General features: G+C 54.7%; 23 protein-coding genes. 10 read left to right on the top strand and 13 right to left on the bottom strand.

The window, feature by feature from the left end; all coding sequences use genetic code 11:
• Nucleotides 1–10: 10 nt before the first annotated feature.
• The 6 genes from M1136_08860 (at nucleotide 11) to M1136_08885 (ending at nucleotide 4,787) form a co-directional block, all read left to right on the top strand.
• Nucleotides 11–712: a hypothetical protein gene (locus M1136_08860; GenBank protein ID MCL5075735.1), complete on the top strand. Its 702-nt coding sequence runs from the start codon at nucleotides 11–13 to the stop codon at nucleotides 710–712.
• A gap of 5 nt (nucleotides 713–717) precedes the next feature.
• A complete protein-coding gene (locus M1136_08865) occupies nucleotides 718–1,605 on the top strand; it encodes a hypothetical protein (GenBank protein ID MCL5075736.1) in 888 nt (295 codons plus the stop codon).
• A gap of 238 nt (nucleotides 1,606–1,843) precedes the next feature.
• Nucleotides 1,844–2,128, top strand: a complete 285-nt coding sequence (locus M1136_08870) for a hypothetical protein (GenBank protein ID MCL5075737.1) — start codon at nucleotides 1,844–1,846, stop codon at nucleotides 2,126–2,128.
• 158 nt (nucleotides 2,129–2,286) lie between these two features.
• Entirely contained in the window at nucleotides 2,287–3,840 is a 1,554-nt protein-coding gene (locus tag M1136_08875; protein ID MCL5075738.1) for a hypothetical protein, read from the top strand.
• A gap of 248 nt (nucleotides 3,841–4,088) precedes the next feature.
• Nucleotides 4,089–4,346, top strand: coding sequence for a type II toxin-antitoxin system PrlF family antitoxin (locus tag M1136_08880; GenBank protein ID MCL5075739.1), 258 nt, complete (start codon nucleotides 4,089–4,091; stop codon nucleotides 4,344–4,346).
• Between the two features lie 9 nt (nucleotides 4,347–4,355).
• On the top strand, nucleotides 4,356–4,787 hold the full coding sequence (locus tag M1136_08885; protein ID MCL5075740.1) for a PIN domain-containing protein: 432 nt from the start codon (nucleotides 4,356–4,358) through the stop codon (nucleotides 4,785–4,787).
• On the opposite strand, the gene M1136_08890 is transcribed toward M1136_08885, so the two are convergent.
• From M1136_08890 to M1136_08925, 8 genes are all read right to left on the bottom strand, one after another.
• Nucleotides 4,771–5,748, bottom strand: a complete 978-nt coding sequence (locus M1136_08890; GenBank protein ID MCL5075741.1) for a class I SAM-dependent methyltransferase — start codon at nucleotides 5,746–5,748, stop codon at nucleotides 4,771–4,773. The genes M1136_08885 and M1136_08890 overlap by 17 nt on opposite strands.
• On the bottom strand, nucleotides 5,741–6,895 hold the full coding sequence (locus M1136_08895) for a glycosyltransferase family 4 protein (GenBank protein MCL5075742.1): 1,155 nt from the start codon (nucleotides 6,893–6,895) through the stop codon (nucleotides 5,741–5,743). Before M1136_08895 ends, M1136_08890 begins: the two co-directional genes overlap by 8 nt.
• On the bottom strand, nucleotides 6,892–7,455 hold the full coding sequence (gene gmhB / locus M1136_08900) for a D-glycero-beta-D-manno-heptose 1,7-bisphosphate 7-phosphatase (protein MCL5075743.1): 564 nt from the start codon (nucleotides 7,453–7,455) through the stop codon (nucleotides 6,892–6,894). Before gmhB ends, M1136_08895 begins: the two co-directional genes overlap by 4 nt.
• Nucleotides 7,436–8,023 carry an SIS domain-containing protein gene (locus tag M1136_08905; protein MCL5075744.1) on the bottom strand — a complete coding sequence of 196 codons (588 nt, stop codon included), beginning with the start codon at nucleotides 8,021–8,023 and terminating at the stop codon, nucleotides 7,436–7,438. The genes gmhB and M1136_08905 overlap by 20 nt, the downstream gene beginning before the upstream one ends.
• A complete protein-coding gene (locus M1136_08910) occupies nucleotides 8,024–9,001 on the bottom strand; it encodes a GHMP kinase (GenBank protein ID MCL5075745.1) in 978 nt (325 codons plus the stop codon).
• Nucleotides 8,998–9,708, bottom strand: a complete 711-nt coding sequence (locus M1136_08915; protein MCL5075746.1) for a nucleotidyltransferase family protein — start codon at nucleotides 9,706–9,708, stop codon at nucleotides 8,998–9,000. Before M1136_08915 ends, M1136_08910 begins: the two co-directional genes overlap by 4 nt.
• Before the next feature lie 131 nt (nucleotides 9,709–9,839).
• On the bottom strand, nucleotides 9,840–10,280 hold the full coding sequence (locus M1136_08920; GenBank protein ID MCL5075747.1) for a PIN domain-containing protein: 441 nt from the start codon (nucleotides 10,278–10,280) through the stop codon (nucleotides 9,840–9,842).
• Nucleotides 10,277–10,570 carry a hypothetical protein gene (locus M1136_08925; protein ID MCL5075748.1) on the bottom strand — a complete coding sequence of 98 codons (294 nt, stop codon included), beginning with the start codon at nucleotides 10,568–10,570 and terminating at the stop codon, nucleotides 10,277–10,279. Before M1136_08925 ends, M1136_08920 begins: the two co-directional genes overlap by 4 nt.
• Nucleotides 10,571–10,759: 189 nt before the next feature.
• On the opposite strand from M1136_08925, the gene M1136_08930 reads away from it, so the two are divergent.
• From M1136_08930 to M1136_08945, 4 genes are all read left to right on the top strand, one after another.
• Nucleotides 10,760–10,996: a hypothetical protein gene (locus M1136_08930; GenBank protein MCL5075749.1), complete on the top strand. Its 237-nt coding sequence runs from the start codon at nucleotides 10,760–10,762 to the stop codon at nucleotides 10,994–10,996.
• Between the two features lie 10 nt (nucleotides 10,997–11,006).
• Nucleotides 11,007–11,984, top strand: coding sequence for a hypothetical protein (locus tag M1136_08935; protein MCL5075750.1), 978 nt, complete (start codon nucleotides 11,007–11,009; stop codon nucleotides 11,982–11,984).
• 147 nt (nucleotides 11,985–12,131) lie between these two features.
• Complete coding sequence (locus M1136_08940) at nucleotides 12,132–13,535, top strand: hypothetical protein (protein MCL5075751.1); 1,404 nt, start codon at nucleotides 12,132–12,134, stop codon at nucleotides 13,533–13,535.
• 19 nt (nucleotides 13,536–13,554) lie between these two features.
• Nucleotides 13,555–15,270 carry a hypothetical protein gene (locus tag M1136_08945; GenBank protein ID MCL5075752.1) on the top strand — a complete coding sequence of 572 codons (1,716 nt, stop codon included), beginning with the start codon at nucleotides 13,555–13,557 and terminating at the stop codon, nucleotides 15,268–15,270.
• Nucleotides 15,271–15,310: 40 nt separating this feature from the next.
• Here M1136_08945 and M1136_08950 read toward each other — a convergent pair whose 3' ends face one another.
• The 5 genes from M1136_08950 to M1136_08970 are packed head-to-tail and all read right to left on the bottom strand — an operon-like array spanning nucleotide 15,311 to nucleotide 21,791.
• Nucleotides 15,311–16,261 carry an NAD-dependent epimerase/dehydratase family protein gene (locus tag M1136_08950; GenBank protein ID MCL5075753.1) on the bottom strand — a complete coding sequence of 317 codons (951 nt, stop codon included), beginning with the start codon at nucleotides 16,259–16,261 and terminating at the stop codon, nucleotides 15,311–15,313.
• A gap of 3 nt (nucleotides 16,262–16,264) precedes the next feature.
• Nucleotides 16,265–17,269 (bottom strand): glycosyltransferase family 2 protein, encoded by a 1,005-nt coding sequence (locus tag M1136_08955; GenBank protein ID MCL5075754.1) that lies wholly within the window; start codon nucleotides 17,267–17,269, stop codon nucleotides 16,265–16,267.
• The gene (locus tag M1136_08960; protein ID MCL5075755.1) at nucleotides 17,266–18,714 is read right to left on the bottom strand and encodes a radical SAM protein; all 1,449 of its coding nucleotides are present in this window, start codon (nucleotides 18,712–18,714) and stop codon (nucleotides 17,266–17,268) included. Before M1136_08960 ends, M1136_08955 begins: the two co-directional genes overlap by 4 nt.
• Entirely contained in the window at nucleotides 18,711–20,480 is a 1,770-nt protein-coding gene (locus tag M1136_08965; protein ID MCL5075756.1) for a glycosyltransferase, read from the bottom strand. Before M1136_08965 ends, M1136_08960 begins: the two co-directional genes overlap by 4 nt.
• Nucleotides 20,481–21,791, bottom strand: a complete 1,311-nt coding sequence (locus tag M1136_08970) for an oligosaccharide flippase family protein (protein ID MCL5075757.1) — start codon at nucleotides 21,789–21,791, stop codon at nucleotides 20,481–20,483.
• Between the last annotated feature and the right edge of the window lie 18 nt (nucleotides 21,792–21,809).

The following is a 21,809-nucleotide window of genomic DNA, read 5'->3' on the forward strand; positions in this document are numbered from 1 at the left end:
GGAGGTCATCATGCCCGAGTGTAGCTGCAACATTTTTCCGGCGAACCTGGGTAACGTCATCTTCGGGGCCAAGGTTGGAATTGGGACAGAGAGTCCGGGAGCGAGATTGCATACTTACGAAGTTTATGGAACCGGCGATACCACGCTTCGGGAACAGATTATCATTGAGAGGGACTCTTACACTTATCAGGGTGCGGGTGCTGGTGCTGGTGGTAGCATCCTGTTCAAAAACCGCGATTATAATGGAGGCAGTATAGAGGCTGGAGAAATCGGCGTTATCAATACAAACAATGTTCAGGGTGACGTCAAACCGGCGCTGGTCTTTCTATTGGGTCAAGGAACGCCATCTGAAAAGGTTAGAATTACAACAGATGGCAATGTTGGTATTGGGACGACTGGTCCAGAGGCGAAGCTGCATGTAGAAGGAAGTGTAAACCCATCTATCTTAGTAAAACAAACAACACCTGCTAAGCGAGCCTATTACGAAGTAAATAGCGCTGGCCAATTGCTATCAACCGACGGCGATATACAGTTTCAAACTAATGGCGGTGGCTGGTCGATCAAGATGGTGCTGACAAATGCTGGCGATGTGGGCATTGGGACGAGTCCTGGGGAAAAGCTGGAGGTAGCTGGGAACATCAAACTGAGTGGCAGCCTCTTTACGGGGACGCGCAGGGTGGCCGATAGCGGTGGCTGCTACTATGCGGATTGAACACTATGGCTACTCAATGGACTGACCATCCTGCTACAAGTAATACCCACATCCGGGCGGTGCACATCAACGAACTGCGCAGCGCCGTTGACTGCAACCGCAGTGCTTATGGACTCCCAGGCTATGCCTGGACCGATGTTCCTGTCAGCAGTAGCATCCCTATTAGGGCTATACACTTCAACGAGATTCGCACGGCCATTCAGGACCTCTGGAACCGGAAGTCGATGGGGACGATCCCCAATTGGAGCGTTGGCAGCGCGCCCTCTAGCAGCCGGCCCATAAGTGCCCGGGACATCAACGACCTACGGGGTTGGCTGAACCAATATGAAAACACAGGTGGGTTACGAGGCCCGAAACGAGGGATTCATTTGCGGAATAATGGTGACTTACGAACATCTGAACTGCAAGCCCTTCAGATGTTTACCCCGGGGCTGGCTGTTGTGCTAAGCACGGATGTTTTGCGTCCCGCTATGCTTAACTATCTCAAAAGTATTCAGAACAGCGCTGAGATATTCATTCGCCACGTCCCACCTAATGCCCCTCATTGGAGCTATGCACCGATCCATGGTTCTTACTCACTCTATGATCCAACCTATCGATATACCTATAACTATGACAAGGCCACGCAGAAGAGTCCTGGGGACGTAGCAACTGAGATAATTACCCTTGCCAACAGCCTAAAGGCTAATGGACTTACTAGCTTTCGCTGGGTGACCGGCAACGAGCCAGAAATAGAATGGGCCATCGATGGTAGTGTGAGCTGGTGGATCAGGTTTTGGACAGATGTGCAGCACTACTATAGGGACATATACGACCAGCTAGAAGCGCAGGGCCGTCCCTGCGAAATATACCCACCCTGCTTTCATGCAATACGCATGCGTAGCGGTGGCTAATTACTGGTCCAATGGCACAGTCACACGAAAAGGGGTGTCTAGCACCGGCCCAAAAGATTTTGAGGGCCTTAACACAGACTATGGAGTCTACTACTGTATTGACATGATAGACCACCACACAAACGGAACAGCAGTAGGACGGTTCGTCCAGCACAACTATTTTTGGCCAGGATATCAATCTCAGCATGCGGTTTATAACTTTTGGCCCCAGTTTCTGAAAGACCGCAAAGCAAGTGGCATGCCAAATCGCATCACTGAGTTTGGTTGGCATCCAGACTGCTTCCCCCCCAACCCATGCAGCGCCAATCTAGATACGACGACTACTTCCTGCGATGGAGCTCGGACAGGTATTAGCTCCTGGGGAGACTACAACGACTATGTGCGCATATCTGGTCAATTGGATGGATATGCCGTGTGGATTCTATCGGATGCAACCGGTAAGTTTGCCGACTTCGTGGCTGTGAAGGAGGACGACACCAGGCGCCCATGGTTCGACAAGTACGTCTGTTTCCTCAACGCCTAGCATCCAAATGTACATGTAGAGGTGCACTGCTAGTTCTCTGCTTGCTGATGTTGGGCAGTGTATGGTCACTTCATCCGCAGCCACAGGTGGCATGGGCTTGGCAGCAGTACCAAGTTACCCCCTTCCTTATCAGCGACAAAGGAAGTAACCTGCGCCCTGTGGTTTCAGAATACGCCATCATATGGGCGTCAACCGAGGCTGGGGGCAGGCAGGATATCTATGGCTGGGATTTGAGAACAAACAAGCTTTTCCGGGTGACGGAGACAGGTACGCCCAACAAGTGGTACAGCGTTCATGGAAATCTATTGATTTGGATGGACGATAGGGTCCTTCGCGGGTTTGACCTATCGAGGAAGGCTGGGATCACCCTTCCCCTTGCTATTCCTGGTTCAGCGTACCGGCCAGTGATTTCGGCAGATGCGATTGCCTGGACATCTTTCCCCTTTCCTTGTGCCAAGGTGGGCTATTGTGGGGTGGACATCGACGCCTACGATCGCCAGCGGGGAGTGGCGTTTTCGGTAGCCAAAAACGTGACGGAGGCTAGTTCGCTATTCGCTTCTGGCAAGACAATCGTTTGGGCGGATGGGACAGGCTACCACTATGGGACGAGTCCAATATTTGGGAATGTGTGGGCCTTTAATATAGACAGCAGGTCCACTTTGCAGGTCACCAATCAGCGTACAGCTATGAAGCCCGCGATATGGGAGAACATAATAGTTTGGCAGGACGACCGGGATAGCACGCCTGAAGGCTTCTATAGTAATAATACCAAAATCTACGGCTACGATCTTGAGACGCGGAGGGAATTCCCCATCTCCACTAGCCCTGGCAGAAAGATATCCCCTGCCATTTATGGGCCGCTGGTAGTTTGGCAGGATAACCGCATTGGTAACTGGGATATCTATGGTTATGATCTCAGGACAAAGATGGAGTTCCTCATCGCTATAGGGCCGACCAATCAGATCGACCCTCGGATTTCTGGCAATCTTGTGGTTTGGATAGACGGAGGCACCGTCGTGCAGCCACCTAGCGGGGGAGCAGTATGGGCAGCTCGCATCTCCTTACCATTAGATTGGGATGTTTCTAATGGCCACTTCTACACTCAGGCCAACGGCTTCCCACCGGGCACGAGCCACAAGGGCTACGCCATCAGCGATGCGAACGATATCCTCTTCTGGGCTGAGTTTCAGCGCCTGGGTGGGGTGGACAGCCTGGGCTATCCTGCCTCAAGGCGCTTCATCTGGGATGGCTTCACCAGCCAGGCGATGCAAAAACAGGTCTTCCAGTGGCGACCAGAGGTGAAGCAGGTCTACTTCGTCAACGTCTTCGATGAGCTCTCCAAAGTGGGCAAGGACGACTGGCTCTTGGCCTATCGTCAGGTGCCCAAGCCCTTCGACTGGTCAGCCGATGCCGGACTTCCCTGGAGTGAGATCGTGCAGCGCCACCTGAAGCTCCTAGATAGTAACCCGGCCATCAAGGCCCGCTACTTGGCCGATCCTGACCCCATCGCCCACTTCGGTTTGCCCATGGCCTATGGGGAGTACGAGAACGTCTTCGTCTTGCGTGGTCAACGGGCCGTGCTGCAGCAGTGGCGAGTGGATACTCCCTGGGCGAAAGCTGGGCAGGTGACGGTGGCCAACGGGGGAGACATCCTCAAGGAGGCTGGTCTCATCCCCAGGGAGGCGATAGTGCCTGAGAGTCCGCCCCAGTAGATGGCCTTTTCGCCCCTCGTTTTGGGACCCCCCTTTATCCCTTCCAGGGGACCTCGGTCTTTCGCTAACTGGACGATCCTCTATTCCTTTATAAGAAGCAGGTGATGTTGACCGGTAGGGGGCACTCTGCTATACCTTAGGGCAGTGAGGGCAGAGGGCTCACGGCAGCCTGATTTGACGCTGAAGCAATATTATGCTATTATAGTATTACTATAATTATTAGTATTTCTACATTATGAGGTATTACTATGAGACGATCAGAGACCACGCTCACACAAAAAGGACAGGTGACCATTCCTCTGGGGGTGCGCCGAGCCCTTGGTTTACAACCGCGGGACAAGATTCACTTTGAAGTGGAAGGAGAGGTAGTCAGGATGAGGCGGGCGCCCTCAAGGGTACTGGCAGGCTATGGGGCGGTAACCCCTCGAAAAAGGCCGGAGGACTTCAGAGAAGTGCGAGAGGACTTTGAGAGAGAGGTCGCTGCTGAAGTCCTTGCCGAGACCTAGGGAGAGCCGATGCGACCCCGTTTCTTAGATACCAATGTCTTGCTGCGCTACTTTACGCGGGACGATGAAGAGAAGGCACGGCGAGCGCTGGCCCTATTGACCAGGGTTGAGCGGGGTGAGGAGAAGGTCGTAACCTCGCCCCTGGTTATCTTTGAGACCGTCTTCACCCTACAGCACCGCTACCAGGCGCCTCGAAGCCAGATCAGGGGGCTTGTCTTGGACATCATCTCTCTGAGGGGACTCCAACTTCCGGGCAAGGATCTTTATCACCGTGCTTTTGAGCTCTATGTGGACAGGAATCTCTCCTTTGCTGATGCCTACAATGTCGCCTATATGGAAAGGAAAAAGGTCCCTGGGATCTATAGCTGGGATACCGATTTCGATAGGCTGGAGGGTATCAGCCGCTGCGAACCACAAGAAGAAGCTATTTACGAGCCTTGAGGGCGATGCACATAGATGATTTATCCAGGCTATGAAAATCATCATTGGGCTTATCAACGATGTCCAGGACCTTCTGGAAAAGGGGGATGGGATTGAAGGGGGAAGTCCCATCTTGATCCCAGGCGAACTTGTCCAGCGAGGCGTGAATGCTGGCGGGTAAGGGCACACGTTCGAAAACGATCTGCTTGAAGAAATAGAGGATGTTATGGTTGAAGGGAAGACAGCGATGGGTTAAACCCTCCATCTCTTCGACGGAGAGCGCAGCTTCTTGAACAAGCCTCTGAATCTCTGCGGGATAGTAGAGACGCAGGTGCATGGCCCAGATTCCCCCAAGGAGCCCCTTTTCTTTGCTGAAGTGTCCCAGGCCGAGGGCTTCCCTGGTCTTGTTGAGGGGGTCCCAGAAGAAGGGGTAGTTGTGGTTGGGGACGGTTATGGCCACGATTCCCCCTGTCTTGAGGACGCGGCGTATCTCCCTTATGGCCTGGAGGTCATCGGGGACATGCTCCAGGAGCTCGGAGGCGATCACCTTAGCGAAGCTCTCATCGGGGAAGGGGAGGCGAGTCGCATCGCCCTGGAGCAGGGTTACGCCTGACCTTTCCCCTAGCCTCTCTCTGGCTCGCGCCAGAAGTTTTCGGTCCAGGTCCAGCCCATAAAGTCGACAGTTGTACAATCGGGAAATGATCTCGAGGTAAAAGCCCTCGCCACAGCCACAGTCCAGAACAGTATCGTCATCTTTAAGGTCCAGGTAGCGCAGGATGGTGCGTACGCGGCGGCGTAGTCCCATATCCCCCACATGGGAGAGCATCCTTTGTAGATGAGAGCGCTGAATATCTCTCCCAAACCCCCGCAGGGGGTTCAAGGTAGCCCCGTGAGCTTTTTTTGTGCTCTGGGGCACATCCCCAGCCCCCTTGGAACCCTGTTGTTCAACAGTCTCTAGATCAGTCTCTTCCGCCTCAGTCATAGCTGCGTTCGATCACCTCGATGTTCCTCTCACTGAAATGGGCCAGGGCATAATCCCGACAGTTAATGCGCAATCTCTCCAGCTCCTCCCGATGCTGGTAGTAATAGTCGAGCGTCGCCACGATATTGGCCACCGTTGGTTCGATGAGCCGTCCCACAGAGGGATCGATGAAATAGGGCAGGCAGCCCCTGTTGGCGGCGATGACCGGCGTTCCACAGGCTATGGACTCCAGAACCACCGTGGCGAATCCCTCTTCGTATTGGGAGGGAAGGAGGCAGACGTCAGCCGCACTGTAGTACTCCACGATGGTGTGCTGCGCATCGTCTGGGATACGTCCTCTGAAGACGACGTTTGGTTGTTTCAAGGAGCGCTCCTGGAGCGTGGCGGCCAGCGGCCCGTCGCCGACGAAGACGAAGGTTAGCGGTGAATTGACCTGGGAGGCGGCCTCGAGCAGCAACAACACCCCCTTCTTGGCGATCAAGCGTCCGAGGAAGAGGGCGATGAAATCGTCTTGTTTGAATCCTAGGCTTGCTCTGCTCTCAGCCTTATCGAGAGGGGCGAAGAGCTCCAGGTCGATCCAGTTAGGGTGTATGGCCATACGTTCCTCTGGCAGTCCGATCTGGAGGAGCTCTTGCCGGGAGGGCTCGCCGACAGCCAGGATGAAGTCGAAGGGGGAGAGTAACCAGGCGATGATGGCGGCCAGCACCTTACGCTGTCCCAGGTCGTATACGGCGTGAGTGCTCAGCACGGTTCTCTTGCGGTGGATGGTGGTCAAGACCCTGGTGATGGCCGCGGCCACAAAGCCGTGAGCGTGGATAACATCTATCTCTTTATGATGAGACAGATAAAAGTAGAGGCTATACAGGAAGAGCCCCGGGAAAAGGTAGGCGAAGACGAGGGGAAAGAACGGTTCTAGCCTGTGGAACAGCCCCTGGCCGAACCAGGGTACCCGATGTATTACCAGATTGGGGCTTTTCTCCAGCGGGAGACCCTTCGTCCGGGTAGTTAATGGCTGGTAGGTGATGACCTGAACGTTGTAGTTATTTTGCGCTAGATGGCGGGTGAGCTTATCCAGATGGGCTTCGACCCCTCCCACATTGGGTCGGAAGAAGGGACAGATGATCAGTATGGACTTAGGGGCGGTCATGCGCCGCTATCCCCCTCACGGCGGGCGATGATTATCTCCACCGCTGCGCTCAGGTCAGTGGCCAGCTGAAACGAGCCGTATTTCTTACTGGTGGTAGCTTCACCACGATACCTGCCGCTGAGCACGAGGATGACCCGACAACCTGCTTCGTAACCAGCCTGGGCATCGTCGAGACTGTCGCCGATCAAGAACGACTCCTTCAGGTTTACGCCAAATTCGGCGGCGGCCGTCTGGAGCATGCCCCCCTTGGGCTTGCGACAGGCGCAATTCTCCTCGGGGCGATGAGGACAAACGTAGACCTTATCTATCCTACCGCCAGCCTGATTTAGCTCCTCGAGCATCTTATAGTGAATCTCCTCCAGTTGAGCGAGGGAGATGAGCCCCTTACCGACGACCGACTGGTTAGTGACGATGATGATGGCGTAGGGGGTCTTGGCCAGACGACGTAGCGCCCGCTTCACGCCGGGGAGGAAGACGAACTCCTCAGCGCTTTCGACGTATTTATGTTCGCCGGGACTGACATTGATGACCCCATCGCGATCAAGAAAGACCGCTCTCAAGTCCGATCATCCCTCTCAACCAGAGTTTAATGGCGTGCAGGATCACCAGGTGTAGCCCTTCGGTGGCCTCGACACAGCGGGTGGGCACGATCAAACAATGTTGGGCGATGTCCTTAAGCCTTCCGCCATCAGCACCGGCCAGGCCGATGGTCAGCGCCCCACAATGGTTAGCATAGGCGATGGCCCGTAGGATGTTGGGCGAGTCGCCGCTGGTGCTGATAGCGATGACTACATCTCCTGCGCCGATCATGTCAGTCAGCTGTTCCACGAAGACATCCTCATAGGCCTGGTCGTTCGACCAGGCGGTCAGTAGTGCTATGTTATCGACCAGGGAGGTGGCCCTGAGGCGTCTCCTGTTAGGGAAGGCCGTGCCCTTAGTGAGGTCGCAGGCGAAATGGGTGGCGGCGGCGGCGCTGCCACCGTTGCCCATGATGAAGACCTGCCGCCCCGACTTGTAGGCCTCGTAGATGGCCGCAGCCACGTCCTTTATTTCGTCAAGGGGTAAGGCCTCCATGCTGGCCTTCACCTCAGCCAGATAGGTGGTGATCGATTCTTCTACCGTTTCCATTTAATCTCCAACGTAGATTATTTTACTCCCTTGGGGCTCGAACCGAAAACGGGTCTCTTTCAGGTCAGCTAAGGCGTGGCGCAGCCCGTCTTGTCTATCCTCGGGGCAATAGAAGAGGAAGAAGCCGCCGCCACCGGCCCCGAGGAGCTTGCCCCCCAGTGCGCCAGCAGCCAGGGCCCTTTCGTAATAGCTGTCGAGCAGAGCATCGCTGATGCCACTGGCCAGCTGTTTTTTATACTCCCACCCCTGGTGCAGATATTGGCCAAACCTATCCAGGTCACGGTTGTTGGTAAGGCAGTCCCGCAAGGTGAAGGCTAGCCCCCTCATTTTGCGTAAGATATCTCTGTTGGCGGGCGTCTTTTGGCGTTGCTTCAGCAGGACGGTGTTGGCCTCTCTGGTGCGGCCGGTGTAGAACAGCAGCAGGTTCCTTTCTAGCTGTTGTTTCACTTCTTGGGGGCAGATCACTGGATCGACGAAGACACTTCCATCGGGCTGAAACTGGATGAACTGTAGTCCACCGTAGGCAGCGATATATTGGTCCTGTTTCCCGATGGGCTCGCCCAGGCGGTTGATCTCTATCTCACAGGCCTGCTCGGCCAGCATCTTGGCTGATTTTGCTTGACCCTGAAAGGCGGCCAGGGCGTTGAGCAAGCCGACGGTCAGGGTGCTGGAGGACCCTAATCCCGTGCCGCGCGAAGGAACATCGGCGATGGTCGTGATCTCTATTCCAGAACCTATCCCGGCGAGCTTCAGGGCCTCCCTAACCAAACCGTGTTTCAGGGAGTCAACATCTTCGACGATCTCGGTGATGGAGTAGCTGACCCGTATCAGGTCATCGAACTTCTTATTTACGGTGACATAGATATACTTAGCGATGGCTGTGGAGAGGACAGCACCAGGCTCTTGCGTATAGTAGGCTGGCAGGTCGGTTCCCCCTCCAGCGAAGCTTATCCTCAGGGGTGTGCGCGAGATGATCATTTTAGTATCCCTTTCAAGGAGTCCAGTCCTTCTGGAGTGCCTATGTCATAGAACCTCTGTCTGGTTGGGTAAGCAGCCAATTGATGGTCGGCTATTAGCTGAGGGAAGACCCCTTCCTCCAGGGAAACCGCCTTTCCTTTCGCTATGAGGGAAAGCATCTCTTTCTTAAACAGCGTTACCCCAGCATCTAGGTAACCCATGGCCATCGTGCTGCGGTATTTATTATAGGCCATGACGAAGCCGTCTTCATCTAGAGCGACATTCGAGATCCCTATGGCTATCCTGTTGTCGTAGACCACCATCAATCCTAGGGTATCCCTCTGCTCGAAGGCGGTGATGACCTTTCCATAGTCGAAGGATAAGAAGGTATCCCCATTCAAGACGATGAAGCGGTCCTCCAGCAGACTCTCCGCCCTCTTTATGGCCCCGCCGGTTCCCAGCGGTTGTGGTTCGTGAGAATAGCGGATGGACAGGCCAAAGCGGGAGCCATCGCCGAAGTAATCAACGATCCGGTCGCCCAAGTAGCCGACACAGATCACGATGTCCCGTAATCCCTGTTCCTTCAGGAGTATAAGTTGGTGCTCCAGGAACGGTTTAGCGTTGATGGGCATCATCGGCTTTGGCGTAGCGTAGGTATAGGGGCGCAGTCTGGTGCCCAATCCGCCAGCCAGGATCACCACCTGCATCTCGGCGATCTCCTCTCTCACAGTGCTGGATCTCTCTTTGCCTCCTCATTGTAGTGAGCGATAAAGGGAAGTCAAGGGGCGATACTCATGATACCCATATTTAGTACGCTTCTTTTCTTGGTGAAAACTGAGGTTCTGAATGTCGGTGGCTGTTAAGGTTTGCCAGCAGTCAACAGATGAAAGCCGTACTGGGCGAAATGACGATCAAAACTTAAAGCGTAGCTGATGTTCATGCGCTCCATCACCGCGAAACTTATGGCATCGGTGAAGGAGAAATTCTTGTCGGCATACTTATAAACGGTTGCCCGTGCCTGCTTTAAATCCAAAAGAGTAGGATGCACAACAGTCGTGGAGCTGTTTTCGATCTCCTTGAGGAACTTGGTGGCAATGTGTTGGTTGAGTCGGGCAAGTAGTAGTGTATGGGTCTTGGCAACAACGAAGGTGGTCGTGAAAAGAGGCGAACACTGGTTTGCCAGTTGTGTGAGTATAGCCTGAGCACGGTGGTAATTGGTATCGTCATCGTCAGCCAGGGCAAAGTAGGCTGAGGTGTCGATGAAAACGCGAGAGCTGGATGCCGAAGGGTGGTTCTTCATGCCCTCTTGCGATAGTCGAGATATGCCTCGGCTAGGTACTTGTGCTTATTCTCTGAGATATTCCCAAGACCGGAGTGGCCAATCCCAATAAGATTCCACAATGAATCATTCTTGGTGAACGGCTTGTCCCTGGGGATGCGCTTTTTGGTTGGGTGAGTGGGGGTGAGGATTGCTACTTCCTCGTTGTCCCGTTTCAAAACGCGCGGCTCGTGCGTTGCTCGGACCTCCTCCACAATTCGTAACAGTTCTGGGATATTACTGATATCGATGGTTTTTAGCTCTCTCGCCATAGTACTCACCCCCTCCCTGAGTAATAACAGTATAGCAGATTTCAGGCAGTCAATCCAGGGTCTTTGTACTGACAAGTGGGAGGGGGCAGTGCTATAATGTTAACAACAGGGCGCTAAGACCCCTGCCAAAGGGACTTGCCCGAAGCGATTTCACTATTCCACAGCAGCAAGCTCCAGAGAGGAGGCGTGATGGCAGCGGATGCCTACCAGCGGGAAGCAGCGGCTCCAGGTGAGGGGACTATCCTCCAGGGCCTCCCAATGGGCCCAGCCATTTCCCCATTGAACGTGACCGGCTTGGTGGTGACCAAAGCCGACCTCGTCAAAGCGTTGCGGATATACGTCCCCCAACTGTTCGATATCACCTCGCTGGACGATGGGCGTTTCCTGCTGAGCCTGACCCCACTTACCCCAGAGGGGAATAAATAAGGAGGTCATCATGCCCGAGTGTAGCTGCAACATTTTTCCGGCGAACCTGGGTAACGTCATCTTCGGGGCCAAGGTTGGAATTGGGACAGAGAGTCCGGGAGCGAGATTGCATACTTACGAAGTTTATGGAACCGGCGATACCACGCTTCGGGAACAGATTATCATTGAGAGGGACTCTTACACTTATCAGGGTGCGGGTGCTGGTGCTGGTGGTAGCATCCTGTTCAAAAACCGCGATTATAATGGAGGCAGTATAGAGGCTGGAGAAATCGGCGTTATCAATACAAACAATGTTCAGGGTGACGTCAAACCGGCGCTGGTCTTTCTATTGGGTCAAGGAACGCCATCTGAAAAGGTTAGAATTACAACAGATGGCAATGTTGGTATTGGGACGACTGGTCCAGAGGCGAAGCTGCATGTAGAAGGAAGTGTAAACCCATCTATCTTAGTAAAACAAACAACACCTGCTAAGCGAGCCTATTACGAAGTAAATAGCGCTGGCCAATTGCTATCAACCGACGGCGATATACAGTTTCAAACTAATGGCGGTGGCTGGTCGATCAAGATGGTGCTGACAAATGCTGGCAACGTTGGCATAGGGACGACGGGTCCGGCATCGCGGCTCCATATTGGAGGGGCAAATGCTCACCTTACGGTAGGTCCGTTCATGCCCCGTGATGTGCCTGGGGAGGGCATCATAGGGGTGAGTGGCAGCCTCGCTGGGCTTGAATTTGCCAGACGGACCCTAACGATTTGGCCGGCCTCACCAGTAGCTGGGGATAAGTTCGTCTGGTATAACCCTGACGGGAAGGCTTGTTTATGGACGCAGGTGAATGGGGATTTAATCACAGTCACAAATGCTGGCAACGTGGGCATTGGGACGAGTCCTGGGGAAAAGCTGGAGGTAGCTGGTAACATCAAACTGAGTGGCAGTCTCTTTGCGGGGACGCGCAAGGTGGCCGATAGCGGTGGCTGCTACTATGCGTAGCGACCATCATGCCTGCTTTTTGGACTGACGATCCCGCCATTACCAGTACCTACATCCGTGTGGTATACATCAACGAGCTACGAAGCACAGTCGACTGTCACCTTCTATACCCTTAAGGTTTTCTAATGCTGTCAAGGAGGATGAGCTATGGCCACGCAATGGACGAACCCCGTTGCCCCTGGCAGTCCCATAAGGGCCTTTGATATCCAGGAAGTCATCAATGCCATCAACAACAATCGGAGTGCCGCTGGGCTCGAACCCTTCCCCTGGACCGATCCGGTTGTGGCCGCTGAGATGCCGATCAAGGCGGTGCACTTCACAGAGATGAGGCAGGCTATCCAGGGGCTCTGGAGCAGCAAATCTATGGGGGCGCTACCCAACTGGAGCAGTGGGGTTACACCAGGGGGACCTAGTGCAGGAACTGCTGCAACCATAATCTATGCCAGCGACCTTACTGACCTGCGTGGTTGGCTGAATCAGTATGAGAATGCCACCCGTACCACCAACCCGAAAAGGGGCATGCATCTTAGGGACGATGATCATCGCCAAGAAGACTACTGGGCCCTCAACGAGTACAACCCAGGCTCCGTAGTGCTACTAAGTAGGCAGTTGGTCGATTGGGATTCTAGTCTTAATGACTGGGTTATGACTGTTAGCCAGAAGGCTCTAGCCGACTGGCTTAAGGCCCGGGTAACCCACCCGGCCGGGATGGAGGTCTTTGTGCGGATATACCCTTCGCCGCAGACCCGACCCATTTATAGTCAGCCCTTCGAGGGGCATCCGAACAATGGTGTGGTGGATGAAATTTTCCGAGTTTACGATAAGGTTTTGGCTTATAATGGGCTGGTGATTAGTCGCTATTTGCCAGGTAACGAACCCAACACAGAGTGGGGGCTTAACGCCTACTTGGGATCGACCTGGGACACCATAGCGGCCTATTATACCGATGTCTATAACACTACCCAGGCAAACAAGGGGACTCGCAACATAGAGCTATATACGCCGCCCATAGCGCAGCAGAACTACGCAGAGGAGTACAATATTGAGGGTGGAGTGCCCATGCAGTTAGACACTGGGGAACTGGGTGGCTACAACCGGGCGTCGGTCAAGGCGATGATCCAGCTTTACAACTCCTTCTCGTGGCACAATTACTTTAGGAGGAACAACGCCTGGCAGCATCGAGTGGAGCAGTATTTCCCCACCTGGCTTCAGGAGCACTTGTGGGTCCATCTGGCCCCGGCCAGGATCACCGAAGCGGGCTGGAAGCCGGAGGAGGGCTCCAACAGAGATTATGATTTCGGCTCATCCGCCTATTGGAACGACATGAACTATTTTATGAGGACGGCTACCCAGGCAGGGGGCGTCATGGTGTGGCTAGTCAGTAAGCTGAACCCGGTGCCGGGGGAGAACGTCTGGAAGCATGCTGCTGTCGCAAAAGATTATTCTACCACGGACCCCAATTACAATCCTGATACCACTGGGAACGCCGATGGGACGGTAATTCGACCCTGGATCAGGAAGCTGGCTATCATCGCGCCGCCCACGCCGTAAGGAGGCTTGGCTTAGCACCATGCTGCACAGACGTATTCCAGTGCACTTGACAGGCTCGGTGATGATTGCCTTATTCGTAACCCTCGTCTCAGGTTTATTCTCAGCGAGCACGGACGTTGTGCATGCTGACGGCCCATTCAAAGCCGAAATTTTCCGCATATCTGGACCTCCGGGGGAAAAACTGAATCCCGCGATTCATGATGGTCTAGTTGTTTGGCAGGACAAGCGGGGAGGAGATTGGGATATTTACGGATTTGATCTGCAAGGGAATCGAGAGTTCGTTATTTCCTCCGCCGTTGGCGACCAAGTTGCACCAAGGATTTTCAGGCCCTGGGTCGTCTGGGCTGATAACCGTAATGGCAACTGGGATATATATGCCTTCAACCTGGACTCCAGAGAAGAATTGCGGCTCACCACCGACCCCTCTCATCAAGAGATGCCGTCCATTTGGGGAACCACAGTAATTTGGCGAGACAAGCGCAACTGGGTAAACGATTACGAAGGCTCGTATGATCTCTATGGGTATGACCTCGTTTCCCGTCGCGAGTTCCCAGTCGTTGTGACCCCGATCACCGACGAAACCGCGCCCCAGATCTGGGGTCGTCGCGTCGCCTACCGAGCAGCAGGGTTGCACGGCATCAAGTTCAACGTAATAGGCGTGGTTAGCGTCTACCATCTGGATCAAAAGAGTGCTGTAGAGCTCAAGCCCCCGGAGCCAATGCCTTCCTACGGCTTTTCACTGTCCGGGGACCGAATTGCCTGGGTCAAGGGTTTCCCTCCCCCTGGGGCACTACTCTGCTGCCGTCCTGAGATGTACGTTACCAATCTGGCAACAGGAGAGGATGTTAACCTTGTGGAACCTTTTCTTCCAACTGATCCCCACATGGATGGCTCGCTGCTAGTATGGTCAGTTTTTCAAGGGTCAGAGCAGGATGGCATTTGGCTCTACGATACTGAATCCCGCATCAGATCCTATCTCATTCGGGATAGAGTAATCGCCGCTAGTCTTAGCGGCAATGTCGTTATTTGGTTGGACACTCTGGATGTGGCCAAAGGCCGTTATAGGGGCCTGTCCGGCGCGCGCATTGTGCGACAGCTAGACTGGCAGGTTCCCAACGGCCACTTCTACACTCAGGCCCGGGGCGAGGCCCCCGCTGGCACAGGCTACGCCGTCACCAATGACCCCCAGGCCCTCTTCTGGGCTGAGTTGCAGCGCCTAGGCGGGGTGCCAGCCCTGGGCTATCCTGCCTCAAGGCGCTTCATCTGGGATGGCTTCACCAGCCAGGTGATGCAAAAACAGGTCTTCCAGTGGCGACCAGAGGTAGAAAAGGTCTACTTCGTCAACGTCTTCGATGAGCTCTCCAAAGCGGGCAAGGACGACTGGCTATTGGCCTATCGTCAGGTGCCCAAGTCTTTCGACTGGTCAGCCGATGCCGGACTTCCCTGGAGTGAGATCGTGCAGCGCCACCTGAAGCTCCTGGATAGCAACCCGGCCATCAAGGCCCGCTACTTGGCCGATCCTGACCCCATCGCCCACTTCGGTTTGCCCATGGCCTATGGGGAGTACGAGAACGTCTTCGTATTGCGTGGTCAACGGGCCGTGTTGCAGCAGTGGCGAGTGGATACTCCCTGGGCGAAAGCTGGGCAGGTGACGGTGGCCAATGGGGGAGACATCCTCAAGGAGACTGGACTTATCCCCAGGGAGGCGATAGTGCCTGAGAGTCCGCCCCAGTAGGTAGGCCCTCGCTCTTCGTTTTGGGGATCCCCCTCCAGCGCTATCGGCATCTCAGCAGTCTCTGTATGGCTATCCTGATGGCCTCTTCGGAGGTCAGGTGGGCCTTCCAGCCCAGGCGGTTGATCCTGCTGACATCCAGGAGCATCAGGGGCACATCGCCTGGCCAGCCGCGATCGCCACCACTGTACCTCAGGGCGACGTTGCGATAGCCTCCCTCCTCAAGGAGTATCTGGACGATGCGGTCGACGGTGAGGCTATCCTGGCTACCCAGGTTGAAGACGTTCAATCCCTCCCCACAGTGCTGAATGGCGTAGAACATGCCCTCAACACACTCATCAACTAGTAGATAGGACTTCTTCTGCTTCCCATCACCCAGAATCTCCAGGTTGTAGGGGTCCATTTTCAGCTTAGCGAGGAGGTCCACGATGAGACCATGCGTTTGGCGGGGACCGACGATATTAGCGAAGCGGAAGATCCAGACCGATGTCTGGAAGAGATGGCTATAGGCGGCGATCAATCCCTCGCAGGCCAGCTTGCTGGCGCCATACAGGGAGATGGGCAGCAAGGGCCCATAATCCTCGGGGGTAGGGATGACTGTCGGCTGCCCGTAAATTACAGAACTGGAGGAGAAGGCCATGGCCCCAACGCCATTTTCGCGCATCGCCTCCAGGACGTTATAGGTGGCGATGGTGCCCTGTTGTAGATCTACGTCGGTGCGTGTGGCGACGAACTTTATATCTGGGTTAGCGGCCATATGAAAGACGAAGTCGTGTCCCTTCATCGCTGCCTTGAGTTGCTCCAGGTCCATCAGGTCGGCCTGCACGAAACGGAAGTTAGGCTTGGTCCAGTGCTGTTGAAGGAGCCCCTTGTGGCCGGATCTCAGGTTGTCGTAAACGGTTACCTGTGCGGCTCCCTCCTGAAACAGCCTGTCCACGATGTTGCTGCCGATGAAGCCGGCTCCCCCTGTGACAAATACCCTGCGTCCCAACATAGGCTATTGTCTCCAATCGTCTCTATTTTGCCGGCTTGTGCTGAATACAGCCTGAAGGCTGCCCACCGTGTAAATGCCCAGGGTGAGCCAGCAGGCGAGCGGATGGAAGAACCAGGCTGGATCCGGCTTCCTGGTATAGCCGACGACGCTCTGTCCGACAAGGGGAAGGACAAGCAGGCAATAGAGGATAAACTTAAGGATGCCCTTTCTGCTTACCTGATCCCAACGGTAGCGCCGTAACCCTTGTCGGCTATAGTACAGATAGTCCCTCAGGCGTCGTCTCTGTTTCCGTATGAACGTGGCTATGTCCTCACTGAAGAGGTGAACGATGCCCACCTTGACTTTAGCAAACTTATTTATCTGGCGTGCGGTCAGCTCCTGGATTAGGTCAACATCGAACAGGTAGTCCTGCACCGCACATCTCTGCAAGAGCTCTCGACGAATCAGGAAGCCATTGGCTCCCATGGTGGGCAGGGGTTGTCTGTCTAAGGTGACCTTCAGATAGTCTCCTTTGTCCTCGCTATACACAGGTGCCTGTGTCCACCTCTGAGTGAGGGTGCTATAGCGGTCATAGTTACCTAAAAATAGACAGAGCGGATCGTTCATACCCAGCAAGGCCCAATAGCGATTGAGACAACGATCCTGCCGTCGATAGGTGTATTCTAACGGCTCTGCCCCAGCGATCTCGGCGTCAGCAAAGGGGACAGTCATCCTGGCCAGCCAATCGCTACAGGGCAGGACGTTGTCTGAGTCAATCAGGGCGATGATTTCGTGTGAGGCGTGCTTAAGCCCCAACGCCTTGCCCGCCTCAGCGGTCTGTAGTTCATTCCGGTAAATCTTATCCGTGTAACACCTGACGATCTCCAGCGTCCTATCGGTGGAAGCAGCATCGGCGATGATGATCTCTATCTTGTCCGCCGGGTAATCCTGTCCTTTGATGGAGTCGAGACACTGGGACAAGACCTTTTCGGCGTTAAGAGTGGGGATGATGATGGAGACAGATCTCATCGATATAGCCGCCCGAAATCTCGCAGGTGTCCCAGCACGGCCAGACCGGCTCGCCAGAAGAAACCGATATCTGCTGGGCTACGGATGGAGAGGGCCTTTCGCCATATAAATTGCGGCGTTAGAAATGAGCGATAGAGGCCCCTTACTAGGGCCAGTAGCTCCGGGTCAGGTATCGGCGAGCGCAACACAGGCTTAGACATATCATAGCGTTCCCAATCAGCGAAGCGCAGCCAATCATTTTCTTGCGCTTCGGCGAACAGGACTGTCCCGGGATAAGGGATGACCAACGTCGCCTGGAGCATATCAGCGTAGCCGGCCGTCAACATCTCCCTGGCCAGATCGAGCGTGCGCTGAGCATCCTCCCGGCTCTCCCAGGGATAGCCTACCATCGTCGTCAGATGTACCTCTAAACCGGCTTGCTTGGCCATCTTACAAGACTCAATGATCTGGGGCACTGTTGTGCCCTTGCGGAGGCGATTCAAAGTGTCCTGGCTGGCCGATTCCAGCCCGAATTTTAAGACACGGAACCCAGCCTGCCCCATCAGGTCATACTGGGCTTGAGACAATACGCCCATCCTCATGTTGACGGAGAACTTGATCTGGCGGTTGTAGCCCTGTTCGATCATTCCCTGACAGAAGGTTTTGAGCCAACCACCGGCGGGGAAGGTACCTGTGTCGTCGAAGATCTCTTTAACACCGTATCTTTCAATCAGGAACTCGATCTCGGTGAGCAATGACGCTGGGTGGCGGACGCGGAAGCGAGGGTAGAGCGTGGTCCAGGCGCAGAAGGTACAGCGTCCGTAGGGGCAATCACGTCCGGCCATGGTATAGGTGGCTGGGCGTTTCTTAAACAGATGTTCACCATACAGGGTCCATCTGGTCAGGTCGCGGTCTATAAGAGGCAGGCTGTCCAGATCACGGTTCAGCACGAAGGGACCGCTGTTCTTGATCGCCTCTCCCTCTCTATACCAGAGCCCTCTAGGTGGAGACTCGCCATCACGGAGGTGCCTGGCCAGGGAGAGCAGGGAGAAATCGTAATCTCCGCCGGTGAGCACATAGTCAACCAGGGAATTTTCCAGCGACTCGCCGGGGAGAGCGGTGACGTGATCCCCCATCAGCACAATCTGCGTGGCTGGATTGATCTCCTTCAGAGTGGTGATGATCTCCCAGTGCTGTTTGATAACGGGGGTCTTTGTTTCGATGGCCATCAGGTCGGGCTTCTCTGTGCTGAAGAAGTGGAGGAATTGGGCGTAGGACCAACCCTCAGCAAGAGCATCGTTCCAGATAACGTCGAAGCCGTTCGCCTGCAAAAGAGTAGCGGCCCAAGCCGGCACCAGTGGGTAGATGAACGACGGGTGGGAGAAGTACTGGAACTGCCTATTCTGTCCCAGCGTTGGATGGCCCTTGGCCTTCGGCAGGGGGGGGTAGCTTATAGCAACCTTCATTCCCCCATCCTCTCTTCCTTAAGCCACCTGGATAGGAGCCCCCTGGCGAAGTTGATCCCGTAGAGGATATGGGTAATGATGATGCCGCTGGCGACGGCCAGAGCAAGCCTGGGATCTCTCGTGCTGAGCCCGATGGCTAAACCGTTGATGACGATAACGGCCAGGTAGATGGCTAGAGATCCCAGATAGATGGCTTTGAGTGTAGGACTAAACAGGGCTAGGAACAGGCCGACGACCAACCCCAGATCAAACAGGGTGGGTATAAAGTAGAGCAATTTACGGGAGGTTTGGGGGAAGCGACGGGCAAAGTAGCCACGATGCAGCGAGTAGCTCAGAATCTGGCGCAGGTGCGGGGCGAAAAGGGCGCGCCGATGGTGCCAGACGACGACCTCTGGGGCATAGACAATCCGCTTACCCAGCTCTTTAGTGATGGTCAGACAGAGCTTGGTATCCTCGCCAGGCCAGAATCTGGTGTTGAAGCCTCCGGCGGCCAGGAAGACATCCTTGCGTACCAGTAGATTGCAGGTAGGGAAGTCGTCGACATCCTTACGCTTCTTAGGTATGTATCTGAAGGCCAGGTTGCCGCCGCATAGTGGTGAGGAGTAGACCAGGCCGCTGGCCTTTTGCATCAGTCCGTCATCCGGTGGGGTGATGGCTGGTCCTCCAACAGCGCCCACGGTTTCATCGCGGAAGTATTTAATGGCATTCCGTAGGTACATCTTATCTGGGAAGGTATCGTCGTCGAGATAGGCGATGATCTCCCCTTTGGCGTGGGCTGTAGCCAGGTCTCGCTTCTGGCCAGGGGGTAACGGGCCCGTGGGGATGACTGTTACCTTTTCCCCCTTTGTCTCAAAGGGGTAGTCGGGCACGATCAGGATCTCAAAGTCTGGGTAATCCAGTTGTGCGCAGTAGGCCAGGCACTTGTCCAAATAGGGATTAGGTTCCTTGGCGGCAATAACGATGGAGACGGGTGGGGTGGTGGTGAGGGGTGTGAGCTGGTTGCTGGATGGGGGAAGTGGTCTCACGATCGGTCTATCGTAGTAACCCAGGATGTAGGTGCGATAGAAAATAGCCATGGTATCCATCAGGATGTTACGGATATCTCGCCAGTGCAGGCGACTGAAGGGGCGTTGAAAGGTGAGTGTGATCGGTGCCTCGGTGATCCGGTAGCCGAGGCGGTGAGCATTGACCAGCAGCTCGAGGTCCAGGGCGTAATTCTTCACCAGCAGACGAGGGAGAACCTGTTCGAGTACCCTTCGGCTGAATAGCTTTATACCGGTTTGCGTATCCTTTACGGGGAGGCCGCAGAGCATACGGATCAGGATATAGTAAATATCGCTCATCACCTTTCTGTGCCAGGGATAGTTGAGTCTTGACTCTGGGTGTCTTTTAGAGCCGACGACGACCTCCGCCCTGGAGCGGCGCATCGCCTCGTACAGCGTTTGAATCTGCTCCGGTGGCAGGTCAAGGTCGGCATCCAGGAAGACGATCAAGTCCCCTGTAGCGTATTGAAAGCCGTACTTTAGAGCATGTCCCTTGCCCACGTTTATATCATAGTGCACGATCTTCAACCTATTCGCCGCCAGGCGGGCCTTATCGGCCCTTTGGCGGGTAGCATCGCTGCTGCCATCGTCGACGACGATGATCTCATAATCATAGCCGATCGTTTCTAGGAACTGGCTGGCTGTTTCGATGCTGTTGAGGATGTAATCCTCCTCATTGTAGGCCGGCATGATGATCGAAAATTTCTCTTTGGGGGTGGTCATCTAGATTCTCCGGGGGGCGCCAGTGAGGGTGTGAAAGAAGTACTCACTTAAGATGCAGATGGCTAGTCCACCCAAGGCCACGATGCTGATAACTTGAATCGGGCTCTGATGGAAAACCAGCAAGAGCACTGCCTCTCCTATGGTGCAGGTGACTAGCAGGACGAGAAAGCCCTGGTTGTGGATGGACAGGTGATAGTAGATGAGAATGTGCACCAGGGCGAGGAAGGCCATGGCCAGGCCGAAGGCGCCGATCAATTGGGCCGTAGGGGCATAGCTGCCACCGAAGAGGATATTGACGATCAGGGAAGGGGAAAGCCAGTAGAGCAAGGTGAGAAAGAGGGATATGCTGCCTACTATCAAGACGCTTTTGCGTAGCACACCGGAAGGGTCCTGATTAATGGCATAGCGCTGCGCTGACTTGGGGAAGGCGACGATGGCCACGGCAGCAGGCAGGTAAAGGATGATCTTGCCCACCAGAGAGGCAGCACCATAGTAGCCTGCTTCTTCCGGGCTGAAGAAACGTTTTACGACTACGATGTCAATGTTGGTGAGGATGGTGAAGCAGAGCAGACCCACCAGTACGGCGCCGAAATAACCCCGAATGTCTGCTACATCGATCTCCTCGTGTCCATCCGGCTGAAGGAGAAGGGAACGCAAAGGGATAAGGCTAAGGGCGAGAGCCAATGTCCCGGACACAAGGGAAGCGCCGAGGGCCCCACCAGGGCCAAGCCCGAAGTAAACGAGGAAGACGCCGGCTATCAGGCGTATAAAGGCATCGGCGATGATGTTGCCCCCCAGGTGAAAAAACTGTTGTTGTCCTTGCAATACCCCCCTGGTTAAAGGTAGCAGGGCTGTCAAAAGTAATAGTCCACCGACCACCATCACCGGTATAGGGGAGGATATATGCAGGAAGGAGGCGATGTAATGGCTGGCCAGCAGGACGGCTAAGAAGGCTAAGAGCCCATATACGGTACCCAAGCGAAGGGCGCGTCTTAACAGCGAGCCCATTTCGGCGTAGCGGGCCTTGACCTGCAGGTTGACGACATATTTGGTAAGCACGGTTTGGAGGGGTATAGAGGGTATGGAGAGGATCATAAAGACGGAGAGGAGGGAGATCACTGTTCCGTAATCGACCGGTCCGAGCAGCCTGCTGATGATGATATGAAAAACATAGTTGCAGAGGTTGGCCATAGAGGTAGCCAGAAACATCACCATTCCTTGGCTTAGGAGACTATCCGAGAATGGTAGGGTGAGCATATCTCGAGTCCGCCTCTCCAGCGTCTTCCCTGTGGCGACTTCTCCGTTTGGCATAGCTTGCTCTGTATCCTT

The organism is Chloroflexota bacterium, from assembly GCA_023475225.1.
Lineage (GTDB): Bacteria > Chloroflexota > UBA6077 > FW602-bin22 > JAMCVK01 > JAMCVK01.